Source organism: Flavobacteriaceae bacterium (assembly GCA_003443635.1).
Taxonomy (GTDB): Bacteria; Bacteroidota; Bacteroidia; order Flavobacteriales; family Flavobacteriaceae; genus AU392.
This window is the reverse complement of sequence record CP031964.1, coordinates 3,263,143-3,284,114: the sequence shown is the minus strand read 5'-3', so window position 1 is coordinate 3,284,114 and position 20,972 is coordinate 3,263,143. Positions and strand designations below refer to the sequence as shown.

Genomic DNA, 20,972 nt, shown 5'->3' with positions numbered 1-20,972 from the left:
TATGATTTTATAGTTAATAAATATAAAGTAAAAATTAATAGTTAGACATCATATCTTCCTTAAAAACTATCTTTAAGTAATGAATAACATCTTTAGCATTATCTTTAGTAAATGTCAAAGGAGGTTTTATTTTTATAACATTATGATCGGGACCATCAGTACTCATTAAGATTCCATAATCTTTCATTCTGTTTATCAGATATTCTGCTTGATGCGGTAGAGGCTTTATATCCTCACTTATCAATTCGAAACCTAAAAATAACCCTTTCCCTCGAACATCTCCTATAATTTTAAAATCTTTAGCTAATAGCTCTAATTCATTTTTTAAAAATAAACCTACTTCTAAAGCATTGTGTTGAAGCTGTTCTTGCTTTACTACATTAAGAACTTCATTACCAATAACACAAGACACAGGATTACCACCAAACGTATTAAAATATTCCATGCCGTTAGCAAATGCATTAGCAACTTTTTGAGTACAGGCTACGGCTGCTATAGGGTGCCCATTACCAAGAGGTTTTCCAATAGTAACGATATCCGGAAGAACATTGTGTAATTGGAATCCCCAGAAAGTACTTCCCATACGTCCACAACCTGTTTGAATTTCATCTGAAATGCATACTCCGTTTGCCTGTTTGATATAACTATAAGCTTTAGTTAAAAACCCTTTGGGTAATTCTATCTGACCACCACAACTAATAATAGGTTCTATGATAAAAGCACAAACATTTCTATTGTTATTTTGAATGTTTTCAATAAGTGTCTGGACTTCTTTGGCATAGTGTTCTGCTGCTAAATCACCTTTATATTTTCCTCTATAAGTATCAGGTATCGGAATTATATGTGTATATTCGGGCTTGCCTTTACCACCTTCTCTATCAAATTTATAAGAACTAATATCTATACACATATTTGTATTTCCGTGATATCCGTGTTGAGAAGCAATAATATCTTGCTGACCAGTAACAGCTTTAGCCATTCTAATTGCTAATTCGTTAGCTTCACTACCAGAATTTACAAAATGAATAACATTTAATTCCGGAGGAAGCGTATCAATTAATGTTTTAGACAATTCGTTAATAGCATTATGTAAATAACGCGAATTGGTATTAAGTAAGGCCATTTGTTTTTGACCAGCTTTTACTATTGATGGATGTTCATGACCTACATGTGCTACATTGTTTACAGTATCTAAAAAGTGACGCCCATAAGCATCAATTATATATTGATTTGCACCTCGAACAATGTTTAAAGGTGTCTTATAACTTATAGATAAGCTTTTTCCCAAATGTTGTTTTCTATATGAAATTAAAGAATCATTTGTTTCAACATTTTTAGTTTTGAGCTCTGGTGCTTTGAAGAGCAAATTTGGGTCTGGACATAAGCTTTTCCAAACATTTATTTGGTTGTTATAGGCAACACCTGGAAAATCATTTTTATAATTTAATTTTGACAGCATTACTTGAAAATGAAGATGAGGCGCCCAATCTCCATTTTCCGAGCTATCACCCAAATACCCAATACATTCTCCTTTTTTTATAATATCACCAACATTTTTTAAATGAATACTGGCAATTGAAAGATGCCCATAAAGTGTAAAAAACTCAAAATCAACTATACTGTGTTTTAAGATGATAAGGCCTCCATAAGTTTTGTTGCCGGCATCGTTGAATGAAGTTACAATCTCTCCGTCTAACAGGGCATGTACAGGAGTCTGTGCCGGAAGCCAAAAATCAACCCCCAAATGAATTGCTCTTTTTTCGCGACCATAATTCCCTATTTTATCATAAGCATTTGATGTGTATAAAGTACGAGGCTCTAAGTAACCTCCGGCTATGATTCTATCGGATTGTTCAGCTTGGAGTTTGTTTATTTTATATTGAAAAAAATCAAGATCATTAAATTCTTCCTGTAAACCCACCCATTTGCTGGATACACTTAAATCTAAAGAAATAATCCTCTCTTTTTTAATTGAAGGGAATATTGTTGAGAATTTTAAATGATTTTTTTCTGACCAGGTTTTGAAATTGTGCTCATTTGGGTGAGCTAGAAATCCACAAGCATTTCTAAAACTATAATAAGCGTATTCTTCATCAATATGGTGCCATTTTTTTAATAGCTCCCAAGCAGCTTTCTCACTAATATATAAGTATTTATTATCGGGTTCTTTTTGTCTGTTTATAGCAGATTTAGTTACCGAAATTACTAATCGCATTGCTATAGTAAAATATAATACTTTAAGCTCGTCACTTTCTAATGGAAATTTAGAATGGTAACCTTTTAAAATAGGTAATGCTGCTTCTAAAGGATCATTGTAATGCATAAGCATAATAGCATAAGCACAAGTAATAGCAACATCGTTTATAATTTGCGTATAAATAGCATCTCCATAATCAATAATTGCTTTTACCTTAGGTTGTATTAAAGAATCAGAAACAATAATATTATTATCGTTAGCATCATTATGGACGATACTTTTTCTAAGCTCGGAATATTCAGGAAGAATAGATGTGAATGCATTCTGAAAATAAGATAATAATGATTGTTGTTCATTATCAAATAGATTAAGATATTCTTTAGTCCATAACGATTGTGCTATATCCCATGAAAAGTTCTGGTGAGCTTCTGCATGATCAAAACCTTGCAATATTTTAGTTAATGTACCACACTGTTCTCCTAAACTAAAACGCAAATCATTTGATTGAGGATTAACTTGACTCCAAAGCCGGCCAGGTATCCAGGACAATAATCTGACTTCTCGACGATTCCCATAATCATCAATGATTTCAGAAATAGAATTTCCGTTACTGTTATTTATAACTTTAGGAGCAACAATGTCTTTACTGTTTTTATGAACCCAATGCAATAATTGTTGCTGAAAATCAAGATAGTTTTCATTCTCTGCAGAACGAGAAATTTTTAATATATAAGCTGATTCAGATTCTGTTTTAATTTTAAAGTTAAAATCTAATTCGCCAGGAAGTATAGAAGCTTTTCCATGAATATTAAAAACTGTTGAAACAATGGTTTCAGCTTGATCTATTGTTATTTTTAAATTATCATAACTCATTAATCATTCATTAACAACATAATAATATGCGCTGCACTCCAACTAAAATTCTTAGCATTTAATCCCTGTCCGGTAAGCGGATGATAATTCTCTCTTATAGCTTTGCCTTTATCTAAAATACCTTCTGCTCCCTTTAAGATTTGAATAGTAGCCTTATCGGCATCACTATTAAAACCATAGTTACGTAAACTTTTTACGCCAAAATATGCCTGATCTAACCAATTGGGACCTCTCCAATATCCTCTTAAAGGATTAAACTTTGAATGATCAGCGCTCATGGTTTGGAAAGGTACTGTTGTGAAAAACTTTTTAGAATCCATCATTAAATTCTTTACAGATGCAGCTTGTTCTTGCGATGCTGCTTTTGCCCAAAGTGCTGTCCAACCTTCACTGCCTTCACCTTTTATAAATGTATCTCCTTCAAGATTTGTATCATAAAACCAGCCATCTTCAGTATCAAAGAATTGCTGTTGAATTTTAATCTTTAAATCTTCAGCTTCTTCTTTATATTGTATCTCATCTTGCTTTTCCCCTAAGGCTTTGGCAATCATAGCCAAATATAGTTTTTCAGCATATAAATAAGCATTTAAATCAACACTTTCCTGATCTAAAGAATAAGCACCTTCTACATTTTTAACGATTTTAGAATTATCGAAACGAATGGCGTTATCCATACCGCTTTCCCATTTAGCGGCAATTAAACTTCCATCTGTCGATCCATATTCGCATAATCCGTCTTGATCATGATCTCGTTTTTGATACCACCAATAATGGTATTTCTTTAGTTTAGGGTACATATATGTTATAAAACTTGTATCCTGATCTTTCTCAAATATTTTTGCTACAGCCCACCCTGATAATGGAGGTTTTGTATCTCTGTAATTGTGCCCTCCTTCTCGATATACTACATCAGTTACAAAACCATCTTCATCTTGAAACTCAAACATTAACTTCATCTGTTTTTTGGCGAGATCAGTATCATAGAAAGATAAACCTACGGCATGTTTCCATGAATCCCAAGACCAAAACCCATTAAACCATTTGTAATGGTAACTGGGGAATAATCCTTCATGTTTAATTTCTCCGGCGGGAATACGCCAATTATTTTGTAATGTTAGATGTGCTTTGGCTAAAACTTCAGCATATATGCTATCTTGAAATTGTGGCTTTAAATTTTCAATTAAAGCTTCTAATTGTCTGTTTTTTTCAGATTGACGAGCTTTTAAAGTAGATTCAAAATCTAAATTTTCTAAGTGCTTTTTTTCATCTTCCCACGAGTATTCAGGAAATATAAAGCTCTGAGAAATAATAAATTCTTTATGTTGATCAGGCTTTAAAGTTAGGTCATGTTGCGCAGTATATTGTAAGCTGTCAATCAATTTAATCTGGGCTTCTTCAGGGAATTTTAAATGCCCTATAGCTGGTGTTTTTTCAGAATGAATTTCTAATAGATTTTCGTTATAAGCCAATGAAATTCCTTTAATTAAAATAGGAGAATGGCCCCATTGTAATTGTAAATTAAGTTCTTGGTTGCTTGTATTTTTTACTTTGGTTTTTAATAATGCAGTATGTCCATTTCTGTAGACTAATTTTTGTGAAATGACAAGATTACTATTACTAAAACTTTGTTCTAAATGACTGGAATAACTATTACTTTCTTCTTTTTTTAAATTCACAAAGCTTTCATCTTGCTTTATCGTAAGATCTGTAAAAGAAGAACACAGCCAAATTCCTTTTTGTTGGGTCATTAAAAAAGGACCTTTAAATCCGATAGATTCGTGATTTTCTTCTTGTAAACTGTAGGCAAACCATGCGCCTTGATCAGAAAATATTAATCCGGATTTATCTAATGAATCTTTTGGTGTAAGCCTATAATCAAGAATATTTTTGCTATAAGGTAAATAATCAACTGAAGCGTTTTGATGTACATCTTGCTTACATCCGAATAATAAAGCAATTAATAAAATGTAAATAAATGTTTTCATCTGATTGTATTTATCGTAAAATAAATCCATTTTTCATGGGATCATTGGGGTCAATCACAAAAGTTTGCATTCCTGTGATATGCGCTGTTCCTTCTACTTGAGGAATAACAGCTTTATAAGGCCCGTAATCTTCTTCTTTAACTATAGATCCTTTAAAAACAGAACCAGTAATGCTTTCGATAGTCATGGTATCTCCATAATCAATTTCTTTTCTGGCATTATGTATGGCTACCCTTCCGGAAACTCCTGAACCTGTCGGACTTCGATCTACTTCTCCTTCTGCAAAGATGCATACATTTCTACTATCCAAATTCTGATGTTCTGATTCATCAATAAAAATAGTACCATAAAGAAAGCTTAAATCATTTTCATACGGATGTAAAATATTTTTATCGGCTTCCATAACTGCATGTTTAATATCCATTCCTTTGGCTATTAGTGAGCGATATGAGTTTGGACTTAAATCAAAATCAAAATTATGTTTTGCCATATCTACATAGGCATAAAAGGCACCGCCATAAGCTAAGTCGTAAGTAACATCACCTAAACCTTTAACATATACAACTCTATCTAACTCAACTACAAAACTTGGGACACAGTGAAAACGAACTCCAGTGACCTGACCATTTTTTACATTAGTAAACGAAGTTATTCTGCCACAAGGTGCGTCTATTTTAATACAATTATCACCTTCTTTTACATCAATCCAATTCATTTGTACAGCCAATGTAGAAATAGCAATAATAGCATGCCCGCACATAGTTGAATACCCTTCATTATGTAAAAAGATGATTCCAAAATCGCCTTCATCATCATTTGGAGGTAATAAAATACAACCATACATATCTGCATGTCCACGAGGTTCAAACATAAGAGCTGTTCGTAAATAATCAAAATGATCTTTACAATAACGCCTGTATTCTAAAACAGAGCCCCCTTTTAATTCTGGAAACCCATCAACAATAACACGAAGAGGTTCACCTCCAGTATGCATATCAATGGTCTTAATTTGTAACCAATCTTTATTTGGTTTAAAATTAATATGACGCTTTATATTTTGGTATGTTTTATTCATTTGTGTATTTATTATAATAATAAGACGCTGCTACTAAATCCTCTAAAGCATAACCTACCGATTTAAAAACAGTAATTTCCTTAGTATTAGATCGTCCTTCTTTTGTATTTGAGCAAAGCTCAAACAAATCTGCTTTAATATCCTCTTTTTTTAAAATGTTGTTTTGCAATGGGATAACAATATCTCCACTTTCTTTTAAACCACCTTCATAAGTGTCTACAAATATTGAAGATTTTATAATAACATTATCATCTGCTTCTCTCATATCTTTTTTGTAAGCACCAACTAAATCTATGTGCTGACCAGGCTTTAAATAATTCCCTAAAACCAGAGGAGTTTTAGATAATGTAGCAGATGAGATGATATCTACTTCACCAATTCTCTCAGCAATAGTTTTTATTGGAAAACACTTAAACTCTTCATTTTTTAATTGATTACATAGTGAAGTGGCTTTCTCAAAATTCCTTCCCCAAATGTATACCTGTTTAATAGGACGTACACTTGAGTGTGCTTTTATTAAATTAATTGAAAGTGCACCAGTCCCAATCATTAAAAGTGAAGAAGAATCTTTTTTTGAAAGATATGAAGATGCTAAAGCTGATGCTGCAGCAGTACGTTTAACTGTTAAGCTCTTAGCTTCTAATATAGCTTTTATAGTGCCTTTAATTGCATCAAAATAAATATATGTACCTTGTATAGAAGGTAAATCAAATTGCCCATTCTCAGGACTTACAGTTACAATTTTTACTCCAGATACTTTACTAGGGTTCCAAGCAGGCATTAATAATAATGTAGAATCCGAATTTACTTCAGGATTAGGGAAATCATGATGATGCCGCATCGGAATAATAGTTTCATTAGATGAAAACCCTTCTTTTAAAGCAGAAATTAATTCTGAAAAATCAGTGTTTTTTTCTATAAAATGATTGTCTATTTGAGTGATATTATCCATTAGCTAAAAGTAGCTAAATCTTAAATTTTAATCACATATTAACTCATTTTTAATTAAAATTATACTATTGTTGGATAATATAGTATAAATTAAAAAATTACTCTTAGGGTATCTTTAAAACATAAAAATAGTAACTATGAATTCATTAAAACGTATTATTACTATACTCTTATTAAGTATTGTTTCTATATATTATGTTAACTCACAAAATACTACTAGTTCAGTAAGTTTTAAGAATAGAATACAAGAATTATTTCCGACAGCAAAAATTAAAGCATTAGAAACTAAAGATCATTTTAAACAAGTTTATCAAGTAATTATAAAACAACTTTTAGATCACTCTAATCCAGAATCGGGCACTTTTGAGCACTATATATACATGTCTCATTCAGATTATAATCAACCAACAGTTTTAGTTACGGAAGGCTATAATGCACGTTATAGAACTTATGAATTAAGCAAACTCTTAAAATCTAATCAGATAATGGTTGAGTATCGTTTTTATGGCGCATCAAGACCTGATCCCATACCTTGGCAATATTTAACTAATGATCAGGCAATTGAAGATTATCATTTATTAGTACTAAAATTAAAATCGTTGTATAAAAACAAATGGATCTCGACAGGAATAAGTAAAGGAGGAGAAACAGTTTTAATCTATAAAAGCAAATACCCTAAAGATATTGATGTAGCAATACCTTATGTTGCACCTTTAATAAATACTCAAGAAGATCCAAGAACTACAGCACATATTAATAGCGTAGGATCTGCAGAATGTAGAACTAAAGTAAAACAGTTTCAGAGAGCTTTATTGTTAAATAGAGAAGCTTTAATAGAAGAAATTAATATTCATGCTAAAAAGAATCAGATACAGTTTAATGAAGTTTCAATTGAAGAAGCTTTAGAGTATGCTGCTTTAGAATTCTCTTTTTCTTTTTGGCAATGGGGAGGGAATTGTGATGAAATTCCAAGTGAAAACGCTTCTCCAAAAGAACTATTTGATTATATGAATAAAATTGTTGGTATACAGTTTTATAGTGATAAGACGTATTTTAATTTATTGCCTTCATTTTACCAACATATTAGAGAATTGGGATATTATGGTTTTGACTTTTCTCCTGTAGAAGATTTGCTTAAAGTAGTAAAGAGTTCATCAAATACTAGATTTGCTCCTAAAAACGTAGATCTTACTTATAACCCTAATTATATCAAAAAAGTGCGTAAATATGTTGAGCGTAAAGGAGATCATATTTTATATATTTATGGGGAGTATGATACTTGGAGAGCTTGCGCTCCAAACCCGAAACCAAAAGTAGATGCTTTGAAAATGGTTTTAAAAGGTGGTCATCATGGGACAAGAATTAGACATTTTTCTAAAAAAGAGCAGCAAAAAATTTATAATAAATTACAAACGTGGTTGGGGAAAGAAATACGACTTTACCCTTTATAATAAACTAGAAAAATAATAGTTTTAAAAAGAACAATATTAAAATTGGCATTACCTTTGATATAACAAATTAAAAATAATACTAAAACTTAATAAAATGAAAAAATTCTTTTTAATATCAACCTGCTTTATGTTTCTATTTATGTCATGTGTTGATGATGATGACTTTAACGATGGTGTCGATTTTGATACTATTGGACAAACATTTGAGGTCAGCAATGTAGATTTTGTGTCTAATGATGGACTTAGTGCTGCTGTTAATATTGTAGTACCTAGTAATGTAGATGTTTTTGAATCTGATGTACCATTAGTTTTTATTTTAGACCCTGAGGCAACTGCTAATGAAGGTGTAGATGTTTTTGAACCATTACCACGTACTTTTTTCTTTGATAATGCAGGTTTTGCACAATATAGATTTAATTTTATTTTCGATGATACTGCTAATATTTTTGATCTAGATTTAATACTAGAAAGTGATGATTTTGATGCATTAGATGCAACATTTACTCAAAATCAAATATTTAGAATTGTTATTGTGCCATCACAATTTGCAGCTGCACCAGAGAACCAAAATTTGAGTTTAGGTCAAGTAATGAATAAACTAAATTTAGAACTTTAAAAAGAAAAAGCTTTTTATATACAATAGCATAATCTTATTTGAGATTATGCTATTTTTGTTTGTAAAACAGCCGACTTAATGAGTTTAGAAAGAGAGTTAGTAAAACGAAGTGATTCTAAATGTGAATTATGTGCTTCAACTGAAAATTTAAATATCTACCAGGTTTTACCAAAGCAAGGAGGTGGTTTGAATGATAATTTATATGCTTGTAATAATTGTATTAATCAGATAGATACTCTAGAGAATATCGATGTAAATCACTGGCGCTGTTTAAATGATAGTATGTGGAGTGAACATCGTGCGGTTCAAGTTATAGCTTGGCGTATGTTAAATCGTTTAAAAGTGGAAGGTTGGCCTCAAGATTTGTTAGATATGATGTATTTAGATGATGATACTTTAGAATGGGCTAAAGCCACAGGAGAAGGGGAAGACGATACAGATAAAGTTATACATCGTGATGTAAACGGTGTTGTACTACAAGCAGGAGATTCTGTAGTGTTAATTAAAGATTTAAAAGTAAAAGGATCAAGCATGGTTGCTAAACAAGGAACAGCTGTACGTCGTATCTCTTTAGATCATACAAACGCTGAATATATTGAAGGTAAAGTAGGGCCGACACAAATTGTAATCATTACCAAATACGTTAAGAAAATTTAATCTTTTTTAAAAGAAGATTAAATCTTAGAGTTTTTATAACAACCTTTTTTGTTTTTTATAAAAAGCGTCAGCTTGTAATTTTAGTAGATCACTAGCCATTTTCTTTTTATAAGCATACAATTCTTCTTCATCACCAATATCCCCATAAACGCGATCGTTCAAATTATTGTCTGCATTTAATAAAACACTTCTTTGATGTGCATTTTGTTTAGACCAAGTGGCTAATTCTTCTTCACTTCCTATAAGTTTTATGTCGTATTCACCTTTTGGAGATAATAGCTTGGCGAAAATTGGAGAAGTTTCGATAGCGAGAAATAGTAAAAATATAAAAAAGGATGGTAACCATGGTAGTTCTCCTAAAGCATTTACTCTGGCCATCAAACCATCAAATCCATCAATTATAGGTTGGGAAGTTTCAACTTTATCTGTGTATTCTGCTTGTAATAATGCAATTTGATTTTCTGTAGCTAATATCTTTTCTGCATTAGTTGTTTTGAGTTGTTGTAATTCCGCTAAAGCAGCATCATGTTTATCACGTTTTTCTTTATATACAGGCCCTTTGCCTAAGATGTTTGTGCCAGCTGTACCTTCTGCTTCACTAATATAAACATCATATAAAGCATTAACTTCAGCTTCTTTTGTGGAAATTTCGGTTTCAAGCTCAGTAATATTTGTATTAAGTGCCTCAATTTGTGGAGTATATTGCAATGCAATTTGCTCCTTATTTGCAAGTGTGAGTTCGTTTTTTTGCTCTAATAATACTTGATTGATCTCTTTCTCAAAAATCTTTAGCTCTAAAGGTTTTGAAATAACAATTGCAATAATAATTGCTAATATAATCCTAGGAGAAGCTTGTAATAATTCATCAATTATATTGTCTCGTTTTTTAATTGTAGAAACAATGTATCGATCAAGGTTAAAAATAAGTAACCCCCAAACAAATCCGAATACGATTGAGGTTAAAAGATTATCAAAAATGGTGTATAAGGCATAGCTAGATGCAATAAAAGCCAAGAGTGCTGTAAAAAAAACAGTAGCACCAATACCAGCATATTTATTTTGTTCGCCTTTAGAACAATGTTCTAAAATATCAGTATCTGATCCAGAACATATAATAAAAAATCGTTTTAACATAACTTTCGATTTGATTGATAAACTATTAGAACGCTTTTTTAATTGATTTGTTACAGAATTGGTAAGAAATCCTATCAAACCTTTAATATTAAAGTAAATTTGATAGGATAAATTAAATTTATAGTTTTATCTGCTAAATAGATTAGTTTTTTTCTTTTTTAGCTTTTTCTTCATAAGCTTTGATTACTTTTTCAGAAAGCCTTTCCTTTTTTTGTGCTTTAACTTTTTCTTCTAGATATTTTTGTTTTCCCTCGACAGTTTTAGTTTGTTTTCCTTTAACAACTCTATTTAGTCTTCCTTCTACAACTTTTAAACGTTTTTTGGAGAGGGCATCTTTTTTAACTTTTTCTTCCAGATATTTTTGTTTTCCCTCAACAGTTTTAGTTTGTTTTCCTTTAACAACTCTGTTTAGATTTCCTTCTACAACTTTTAGACGTTCTTCAGTGAGGGCATCTTCTTTCTCTTTTTGCTGCTCTTTTGACAATCTTTCTTTTCTTTGCTTTTGAGCAATATTTTTTAGTTCTGTGATTTTTTGTTTTTCATTAAATTTTGCATTTTTTTCAGCTAAAACTAATTTTTGTTCTATGACTTGTTCACTTTGTAATTTTTTTTGATTCTTTTTTATTACTTTAATTTCAATTACTTCTGGAAGCTTTGAGTTTTTTTTCACTTCTTTAACTTCAATTACTTCAGGGAGTTTTGAATCTTTTTTTACTTCTCTAACTTCAATTACTTCTGGAAGTTTTGAACTCTTTTTTATTTCCCTAACCTCAATAATTTGAGGAGGTTCTGGCACTTTTGGTGGATTAGGTTCATTTTTATTTTCTTTAATTATCTGAGGTGGAGGTGGTGGAGGTCTTTTTCTAGCTGGCGGTGGTGGAGGTGCAACATCACTAGTAATAACAGTAGCATCTACTATTTTTCCATTATTATTTTTATATGTATAAGTATAGCCATAACCTTGATTTTTATACTCCTCAAGAGCTTTATTATATGCCTTCTTTTCTTGCTGTGTTGGATTTTTAGGTAATTTTGGAAGTGGAATACCTTTTAGTGGTTTGCTAGCATATTTTTTTGAGTTTTTTTCAGAGGGCCTTAAAGGCGGTGGCGGTGGCGGAAAATTAGGTAAAGGCTCTGCATTTTTTTTCTGTACTTCGGACATTAAATTATAAAGTTTATAAACACGATTAAGATCTTTGTATTTAAATACAATATTGTTGGGATTCTGTGAATTGTAATACTTAGCTAATTTATTATATTCTGCAATTTGCTTTGGAGTAGCTTTATCTTGATTTAATGTTTTTTTGATTTTATCGTTAATGATAAAATCAACTGGCATTTTTGGGGTAGGTATGTTTATTGAAACAACTTTTAAATTTCCAATAGTTTCTAGTAGTTCATTAATCTCATTTGCTTTTTTAGTTTGAATATCTTCTGTAACTTGATGGTATATTGTTGAATTTACTTTTAAATCTTTTATATTCTTTAATAATTCTACTACATCTTCTATATTTTTAACAGGGCTACTATATTTGACTCTAAGATTCAATTCTTTTTTTGATAGAGCACTAATCTTATTTTTTATAGATTGTAATGTTAAAGCTTCTCTATTAACTATATATTGTCCTTTATGATTTATGTATATTAAAAAATTGTCTTTTAAATTTTCAGCTTTATTTAAAATATTTTCTTCAATAAGTTTATTCTGAGTTTGATCTGTTTTATTTCCTTTTAATAGATCATTTTCAATTTCAATTTTATTGCTAAAACTATAAAGCGTTAATGCTAATAGTGGTAGAAGAACTAAACTTCTCAGCCAAATAGCTCCTTTTGATGTTTTTGTTTTCATAATCGTAAATCGTTTTTTTATGGATGAATAATTAATAGCACTAGATAATTCAGAAGATGTACCTGAAGATGAAAATGCTAATACTATTTGTTGGTATGTAGAGAGAACAATGCCTTTATTTAAAACCCCTTGATCTGCTAAAAACTCGTGATTTAGTTTAATAGCTCTTTTAGTAAAATAAATGAGAGGGTTAAACCAAAATATCACTTGTAAAAATTCAATAATTAAGACATCAATAGAGTGTTTTTGTTTAGCATGAGTTTCTTCATGCCAGAATACTTCTTGAGGTATTTTTTGAGTTTCGAACTTGTGTTTATTAAAAAATATGTATCTTAAAAAAGTATGTGGTGTCACATCGTCTTTTAATAGAACATTAGTAATATCGGATGTTTTTTTATATTTAGGATTGCGTTTTATTTTATGGATAAGAGAAAAGAGGTTTTTAATAAACTTAATACCAAATAAGATTACTCCTAAGGCATATATGCTCCATAAAATAACAGACCAGTAATTATTACTAGAAGACTGAACTAAAGCGTCTGTTGTAGTATTATTAAATGTTATTGTTGTGTCAAGCTCTAAAGGAGTAACAGCTATAGGCTCTATATAGGTAGTAAATGTGATTAGAGGAATACTAAACGCCAGTACAATAGCAGTTAATAAATAAAAGCGTTTAAAGAAATGAATGTTTTCTTTTTCTAAAAAGAGTTTATAAAATGCTAGAAATATAGCTAAGCAAAAACTGGATTTTAAGAGATATAAAAACATAATTATTTAACTTATGCCCTCTAACGTTCTGTATCGAGGTTGTTCATTAAAAATACTTGATCATTTAAAGACATTCAAGTTTTATGTCTAACTCATACATAAGTAATTTTACTGTTTACCAATACTTATGATTTTTAACACTTTGTAATTTTGATAAAAATTGAGATTGGTGAGGAGCATAAAACGCTGGATCTATTAAGTTCATGTTTTTATCTATTACAAGATAACGTGGTATAGATAGTATTTCTATAAACTTTAAAAAAGATATAACGTCTTCGTTTGTATCATCCAACCAATAGGTAATGGGTTGTTCCAACTCTTTTGTTTTAGCCTTCCATTTTTCTTTATCCTTTATCTTATCTAAACTCAAGCTAATTACCTTGACATTTTTAGGCATATCCAATGTTTTCATCGTATGAATGCCTTGAATACAAGGTGCACACCAGGTTGCCCAAAAATCGATTAAATAATAAGATGAAGGATGCTGTTTTAAGAGCTTAGAAAAAGAAATTTCCTTTTCAAGCGAATCAACAAGCTTTAATTTATTTAATCGTTCTTTAAATAATGTATTATTAAGCGGTGTGATTTCTTTTTTAATGTATACGGAATCGTTTTTGTATAAATTAGTTGTTCTTAGCCATTCTTTAGCTGATTTATATTTTACACTTGTTTTATTCTCTTTTAATCTTAAGAAATTGAACATTCCAATAGACAATAATCTTTTAAACTCATCTGAAAACTTGTTTGAGTATAAGAATTGATTGAAATCAGGCTGATGTATCCTGTTTTTTATGTAATCGACAAATAGCTTATTAATATATTTATTAATTACCTGGGGTTTTTTAATGTTTTTTATATAAGTATCAATTCTTTCATCAAAAGGATATATTTTTTGCAGTGTATAAATGAAATACGTTTGGTTTAATTCGTTTAGCAATAACTTATTTTCTGACATATATTTTTCTTTATAAGAATCATATATTTTTATTAAATTCTCTTCATTCAGTTTTTTATTATTCCCTTTAGATTGATGGATTTCTGTATTTAATTGCTCATAATCTAAAAATAAAGTAGTAGCAATAATTTGCTCACTATCAGGGTAAATTAGGTTAACATCACCTTTATTTTTTTCAAAATCTAAACGATTAATTTGCTTGTCAACTACATAGTAATTTTTATAAAGTTTGGGATCTCCTTTATAAAAACCTCCATAAGTAAAGATTTGATTGTTGAATGTTCTTGGTATTTTTTTGGTTATAGTAGTATCTCTCTTTTTTTTATTTGGAAAGTAAACAAAATGACTTTTAAAGTACTTATCAAGAATGTTAAACCCGAATTCTTCATCACTTTTCAGCTTAACCGAGATACTAATTGAATCGTTAACATTATTGCTAATGGAAACAGTGTTATTTAATGTTTGCGCAAAATGTGTGGCTTGTTGGTTACTTTTTTCACATGCTAATAAAAGATATAAAAATAACAAACAAAACACTTTGCTGTTGAAAGAGTGATATTCCTTCATATTTTTTAATTTATTGATCAAATCTACCATGACTATATTTATCTACTTGTTTTATTAAACCTGCCTTAAGGAGAATATTTCTGTCAATGTATATAATACACTTTTATCTCTATTAATATTTTTGTGAGGTTTTTTAAACACGGTTGTTATTTCTTATATTCAAGATAACTTTCTTTCTTAAATTATTTTCAACTAATTAATAAGCTATGTTTTTTATGCCATTTCGTTCTAATAATTTTGCTAATTCAATAGTGTATGATGTAAGCTCAGGATTGGTAAATGCTAGTTCTACAACTCTATATTTGTTATTTCCATTTATATCATACCCTCTTTTTGTGAGATTGTGCCCAAGCATATCTTTAGATTTTTTGATTTCATCCGAATAAATACTGATATAGGTTTCATCTAAACTTCTTATTTTAGTATTAGTTGATTTTCTTAAAGGTTTATAATAATCTTTATACCGTTGACCATCATTTTTACCTGTAAAAACAAAAGCTTTATTTAACTCATTTTTAGAGAATTTTTTAATTATATTTTCAATTTCGACTAAACTTGTTTCTTTCTCGTTAATCAAGTATTTACCGTCATTAGTAATAAAAATACTTAATGAAGGAGGTGATTGCGGATAAGGTGTAGCAGTCTTTTTTTGTGAAGTAGACATTAAATCATATATATATTTAATACGTGACATATCTTTTAATTTGATTGAGAAATCTACTTCTATATGTTTACTATAAATGTTTACTAATTTTTCGTATTCTTTTACTTGCTCTGGAGTTGCTTGTTGCGTGCTGCTTACGATATTATAGTTTTCATTTTCATAAGTATTATTTGGACCTCCTTTTGCTTTTGATTTGTTATTAGGATAAAAAGCAGGTGGTGGAAGTTTTGGTAGTAAAGCTTTGTCTTCTGTAGTTAATTCGTCTCTTTTTTTATAAGTAACTTTTCCATCTTTTTTAAGGCGAACATATGGGTATACAGGGTTTTTTGGACGAATAACCTTACTTTTATCTGCTCTTAACATTCTAAAATACATGCCTCCTAAATCAGAATATATTCGATCCATTTCTTCTTGCTCTACTTTAGGCTTGTATACATAATGCGGAGTTTTATTTTTGAGTTGCTCGAGCAAATTATACATGCTTTTGTATTCTTTTATAACATCTAAAGAGACTTCATTTCCGTTTTTATCGTAATACTTTTTAAGGTCACCTTTGTATGGATAATAATATCTCTCACCATTAATAGTGATGTACCAGTGATCAAGCAATACAATATCCTTATTTGGTGTTTTTAAAACTTTGTAAGCGGCTTGTTTTTTAGAAGCCTTCTTTTGAGATTTTTGTTGAGTTGGAACAGCAGTCAAAGGACGGATATCATATTTCTCTATATCTTTTTTAGAAATCTTAGTATATAGAGCTTCACCTTGATAGTATAAAATTTTTAATTCTGAATTATCTGAACGATTTCCCTTAAGGTACTTTGATAGTTTCTCTGAGTAAGTTTTTGATAATTTATTATAAGCATTGATAGTTGATTTTTTGTAAATTTTATCAAACCCATTTGGAGTATAAAGATGAACTTGATGTGATTGTGGAAACTTATTACTACGTGCATTTTTATAAACAAAATTATCTGTGTAATAAGCAATGTCATTATTACTTAAATTATTTAATTCTGAGTTATCAATAACTTTATTATCTAACCATAATGCATAATTTTTTTTATCCTTCCATAAATTAAAAACTTCCTTATTAGGCTTTTTTTCTTTTGTTTCAGCTAAACGCCCTTCAAAATCTATGATCCTTTTAGGTAGTTCTGCAACAGATGCTCTTTGTGTGTCTGACATTAAATTATAGTAAATAACTTTAGCACGTTTGTATTTATCATTTTTAATAATGTTAGTTTTTTGAAAATCTATTATGAATTCTCTGTATTCTTGCATTAATCTTTCAGGAGCTTGATTGTTTTTTGGTTGAGCTTCTAAAACGTTAAGAGATGCATTCATAACTTTCTCTTTAAGTATTTCTTTTTCTTTAATAACTTTATTACTAAAACTATATAAGGTGATTGCTAATAAAGGAAGAAGAATTAAACTTCTAAACAAGAAAGTGTGTTTTGATGTTTTAGTTTTCATGATAGTGAATCGTTTTTTAATGGATGAATAATTAATAGCACTTGATAGTTCAGAAGATGTATCTGAAGATGAAAATGCTAATACTATTTGTTGGTATGTAGAAGGTACAATACCTTTATTTAAAACCCCTTGATCTGCTAAAAACTCGTGATTTAGTTTAATAGCTCTTTTAGTAAAATAAATAAGAGGATTAAACCAAAATATAACTTGTAAAAATTCAATAATTAAGACATCAATAGAGTGTTTTTGTTTAGCATGAGTTTCTTCATGCCAGAATACTTCTTGAGGTATTTTTTGAGTTTCGAACTTGTGTTTGTTAAAAAATATATATCTTAAAAAAGTATGTGGAGTCACATCGTCTTTTAATAAAACATTCGTGATTTTAGATGCTTCATATTTTGGATTACGTTTTATTTTGAAAATGATATTAGATAAATTTCTAATAAATTTAACTCCAAAAACGAGAGCTCCTAAACCGTATAAACTCCATAAAATAGTAGACCAATAATTACTATTACTACTACTAGAAGGTTGAATTAAAGCTTCAGTTGTAGTGTCATTAAATAGTATTGGTGTGTCAAACTCTAATTCTACAGGGGTAAAAGCTATAGGTTCTATATAGGTAGTAAATGTGATTAGAGGAATACTAAAAGCTAATACAATAACAGCTAATAAATAAAAACGTTTAAAGAAATGAATGTTTTCTTTTTCTAAAAAGAGTTTATAAAACACTAGAAATATAGCTAAACAAAAACTGAATTTTAAGAGGTATAAAAACATAATTATTTCTTTTTAATTTCACGATCAATTAATGCTCTTAAATCTTCTAATTCTTCTTTGCTTAAATCTGTTTGAGTGGTAAAAAAGGAAGCGAATTGTGAAGCACTGTCATTAAAAAAGTTTTTTATAAGTCCATTGACATGTTTTGAGAAATAATCTTTTTTCTTTACCAAAGGGTAATATTCTCGCGATTTCCCAAAGAGTGTATAGGCAACAAATCCCTTATCAGTCATTCGTTTTAATAATGTAGCTACAGTGGTAGTTGCTGGCTTTGGATTTGGGTAGACCTCTAAGAGATCTTTCATAAACGCTTTTTCCAATTTCCATAAATATTGCATTAGTTGTTCTTCAGTTTTTGATAATTGCATAGCTCTACGTAATTAGAATTTACTCTACAAACATAGAGTAAAAAAATTAATTCTACAAATGTAGAGTATGTTAAAAATGTTAAAACTTAAGGTTTTCGGGATCTAATACTTTCTATAATAACTGTACTTATAATAAGTAAACCTCCAAAAAACGTATTCCACGTTGGAGTTTCACCTAAAAAGAAAAAAGCAATAATAATTCCATAAATGGGTTGTGCACTGCTAATAATACTAGCAGTGCTTACTTTAAAGTATTTTAAGCTATGTAAAAACATTGTATGCCCTATAGCTGTTGTAACTAAACCTAAAATAATTACATAAGGGTATTGTGTTTTTATACCAGAAGTATCCATTGATGTTAATACTGGAGTTAAAACAATACTCAAAATAAGAAGTTGATATAACATTAGCATTGTACCATTATAATTACCAACATGTTGCTTTAAAATTAAAGTGCGTAATGCATAGCACAAAGCAGAGAGTAATCCCAATAAAATGCCTTGAACGTATGAACTTTCTAAATTAAAATTTGGTGCTAAAATATAAATGCCAAATAATACTAAAACTCCTAATAATATATGTATTGGGTCAAATTTTATTTTTATAAATAATGGTTCTAGAAGAGCAATCATTATAGGAAATGTGAATAGTGATAGCATCCCTAAAGCAACATTTGACAGCTTTAAAGCATAAAAATAAGTGATCCAATGGGCTCCCATAAAGAGTGCACTTAATATAAAAGTGACCCAATCTTTTTTGTTGTTAAGTTTGAGGCTAATCTTTTTATACCTGCAATAAATAAAGAGAAACACTAATGCTAATGCAGAGCGCCACCATACTAATACTGGAGTTGGCATCTCAATAAATTTACCTAAAGCGCCAGAAGTACTTATAAATACTGTTGCTAAGCTTAATTCTAAAAGATGGTTAATATGGCTCTTTTTCATAAAAAAATGTATTTTGAATTTCCATAAAAACGAAAACCTTTTAAACTAATCTTCTATTTTATTGCTAATTGCTCTTTAAGTTTTAACGATTAAGATTATCTGAATTTTATACAAATGATGATAGAACACGTTCATTTATTCTAGATTTATTTTAGAATAAAATGGTTTAAAAAAATTATTTTGAGAGTTCTGTAAAGAATTTGTAAAAATAAGGAATGGTTTCGATTCCTTTTAAATAATTAAACACACCAAAATGCTCATTAGGAGAATGAATCGCATCACTATCTAAACCAAAACCCATTAAAATAGTTTTGCTTTTTAATTCTTCTTCAAATAAAGCAACAATAGGAATACTTCCTCCGCTACGTTGTGGAATTGGTTTTTTGCCAAAAGTAGTTTCATATGCTTTAGAAGCTGCTTGATAACCTATACTATCAATAGGAGTAACATAGCCTTGACCTCCGTGATGTGGTGTAATTTTTACAGTCACACTTTTAGGTGCAATAGCTTCAAAGTGTGTTTGAAACAATTGCGTGATTTCTTCCCAGTTCTGATTAGGTACTAAACGCATTGATATTTTGGCATTTGCTTTACTAGCTATAACAGTTTTAGCACCTTCACCAATATAACCACCCCAAATACCATTAACATCTAAAGTAGGGCGAATAGAATTGCGTTCATTTGTCGTATAACCTTTTTCACCATAAACTTCTGAAATATTTAAAGAAGCTTTATAATCATCTAACGAAAAAGGAGCTTTTGCCATTTCTGCACGTTCCGCTTCTGTGAGATTTTCTACTTTATCATAAAAACCAGGAATCGTTATATGATTGTTTTCATCATGGAGAGAAGCAATCATTTTAGTTAAAATATTAATAGGATTAGCAACAGCACCTCCATATAATCCTGAATGTAAATCTCGATTAGGTCCAGTTACTTCAACTTCTACATAGCTCATTCCGCGTAATCCTGTTGTTATAGATGGTACATCTTTAGCGATCATCCCGGTATCAGAAATTAAAATCACATCATTAGCTAATTTCTCTTGATTTTCTTTTACGTATTTAGATAGATTAACACTACCAACCTCTTCTTCACCTTCGATCATAAATTTAACATTACAAGGTAATTGGTTGTTTTGTGTCATAAACTCTAATGCTTTTATATGCATGTAAGCCTGCCCTTTATCATCACAAGCACCACGAGCAAAGATAGCGCCTTCTGGATGTAATTTGGTTTGTTTTATAATAGGTTCAAAAGGTGCAGAATCCCATAATTCTAGAGGATCTGCAGGTTGTACATCGTAATGTCCATAAACTAGAATAGTTGGTAAATTTGAATCAATTATTTTTTCGCCATACACAATAGGGAAACCATCGGTTGGACAAATATCTACAATATCACATCCAGCTTCTTTTAAACGTTCTGCTACTGCATCAGCAGTTTTTAAAACGTCGTTTTTATAATTTGAATCGGCACTAACCGAAGGGATTTTTAAAAGCTCTATTAATTCGTTTAAAAACCTGTCTTTATGAGTGTCGATGTATGATTTAATGTTTTGCATATAAATGATTTATTTCATCCAAAAATAGGAAAAGAATACTTTAAAATAGAATGGATTAGCACTATAGATTTGTTAAAACTTTTTTTTTGACGTGT

At 29.9% G+C, this 20,972-nt stretch carries 14 protein-coding genes; 3 read left to right on the top strand and 11 right to left on the bottom strand.

Annotation, left to right across the window (positions count from 1 at the left end; genetic code table 11):
- Positions 1–34: 34 nt before the first annotated feature.
- From D1817_15045 to D1817_15030, 4 genes are read right to left on the bottom strand one after another with little or no spacing between them, the layout of a single operon-like run.
- Complete coding sequence (locus D1817_15045; GenBank protein ID AXT21133.1) at positions 35–3,070, bottom strand: aminotransferase class III-fold pyridoxal phosphate-dependent enzyme; 3,036 nt, start codon at positions 3,068–3,070, stop codon at positions 35–37.
- Positions 3,070–5,085 carry a trehalase gene (locus D1817_15040; protein AXT21132.1) on the bottom strand — a complete coding sequence of 672 codons (2,016 nt, stop codon included), beginning with the start codon at positions 5,083–5,085 and terminating at the stop codon, positions 3,070–3,072. The genes D1817_15045 and D1817_15040 overlap by 1 nt, the downstream gene beginning before the upstream one ends.
- Positions 5,066–6,130, bottom strand: coding sequence for a proline racemase (locus tag D1817_15035; protein AXT21131.1), 1,065 nt, complete (start codon positions 6,128–6,130; stop codon positions 5,066–5,068). The genes D1817_15040 and D1817_15035 overlap by 20 nt, the downstream gene beginning before the upstream one ends.
- Positions 6,123–7,082, bottom strand: coding sequence for an ornithine cyclodeaminase family protein (locus D1817_15030; GenBank protein ID AXT21130.1), 960 nt, complete (start codon positions 7,080–7,082; stop codon positions 6,123–6,125). The genes D1817_15035 and D1817_15030 overlap by 8 nt, the downstream gene beginning before the upstream one ends.
- 136 nt (positions 7,083–7,218) lie before the next feature.
- Between D1817_15030 and D1817_15025 the strand changes: the two genes are divergently transcribed.
- From D1817_15025 to D1817_15015, 3 genes are all read left to right on the top strand, one after another.
- A complete protein-coding gene (locus D1817_15025; GenBank protein ID AXT21129.1) occupies positions 7,219–8,532 on the top strand; it encodes a hypothetical protein in 1,314 nt (437 codons plus the stop codon).
- 139 nt (positions 8,533–8,671) lie between these two features.
- Positions 8,672–9,148: a hypothetical protein gene (locus D1817_15020; protein ID AXT21128.1), complete on the top strand. Its 477-nt coding sequence runs from the start codon at positions 8,672–8,674 to the stop codon at positions 9,146–9,148.
- Between the two features lie 78 nt (positions 9,149–9,226).
- Entirely contained in the window at positions 9,227–9,805 is a 579-nt protein-coding gene (locus tag D1817_15015; protein AXT21127.1) for a PhnA protein, read from the top strand.
- Positions 9,806–9,838: 33 nt separating this feature from the next.
- Here D1817_15015 and D1817_15010 read toward each other — a convergent pair whose 3' ends face one another.
- The 7 genes from D1817_15010 to D1817_14980 all read right to left on the bottom strand — a co-directional run bounded on the left by D1817_15010 (position 9,839) and on the right by D1817_14980 (position 20,877).
- Complete coding sequence (locus D1817_15010) at positions 9,839–10,939, bottom strand: DUF4407 domain-containing protein (GenBank protein AXT21309.1); 1,101 nt, start codon at positions 10,937–10,939, stop codon at positions 9,839–9,841.
- Between the two features lie 142 nt (positions 10,940–11,081).
- A complete protein-coding gene (locus D1817_15005; GenBank protein AXT21126.1) occupies positions 11,082–13,556 on the bottom strand; it encodes a hypothetical protein in 2,475 nt (824 codons plus the stop codon).
- A gap of 115 nt (positions 13,557–13,671) precedes the next feature.
- Positions 13,672–15,108: a TlpA family protein disulfide reductase gene (locus D1817_15000; protein ID AXT21125.1), complete on the bottom strand. Its 1,437-nt coding sequence runs from the start codon at positions 15,106–15,108 to the stop codon at positions 13,672–13,674.
- A 166-nt stretch (positions 15,109–15,274) separates the two neighbouring features.
- Positions 15,275–17,998 carry a hypothetical protein gene (locus D1817_14995; protein AXT21124.1) on the bottom strand — a complete coding sequence of 908 codons (2,724 nt, stop codon included), beginning with the start codon at positions 17,996–17,998 and terminating at the stop codon, positions 15,275–15,277.
- A gap of 2 nt (positions 17,999–18,000) precedes the next feature.
- Positions 18,001–18,366, bottom strand: a complete 366-nt coding sequence (locus D1817_14990) for a BlaI/MecI/CopY family transcriptional regulator (protein ID AXT21123.1) — start codon at positions 18,364–18,366, stop codon at positions 18,001–18,003.
- 86 nt (positions 18,367–18,452) lie between these two features.
- Positions 18,453–19,313, bottom strand: a complete 861-nt coding sequence (locus D1817_14985) for an EamA/RhaT family transporter (protein ID AXT21122.1) — start codon at positions 19,311–19,313, stop codon at positions 18,453–18,455.
- A 175-nt stretch (positions 19,314–19,488) separates the two neighbouring features.
- Positions 19,489–20,877 (bottom strand): dipeptidase, encoded by a 1,389-nt coding sequence (locus D1817_14980; protein ID AXT21121.1) that lies wholly within the window; start codon positions 20,875–20,877, stop codon positions 19,489–19,491.
- Between the last annotated feature and the right edge of the window lie 95 nt (positions 20,878–20,972).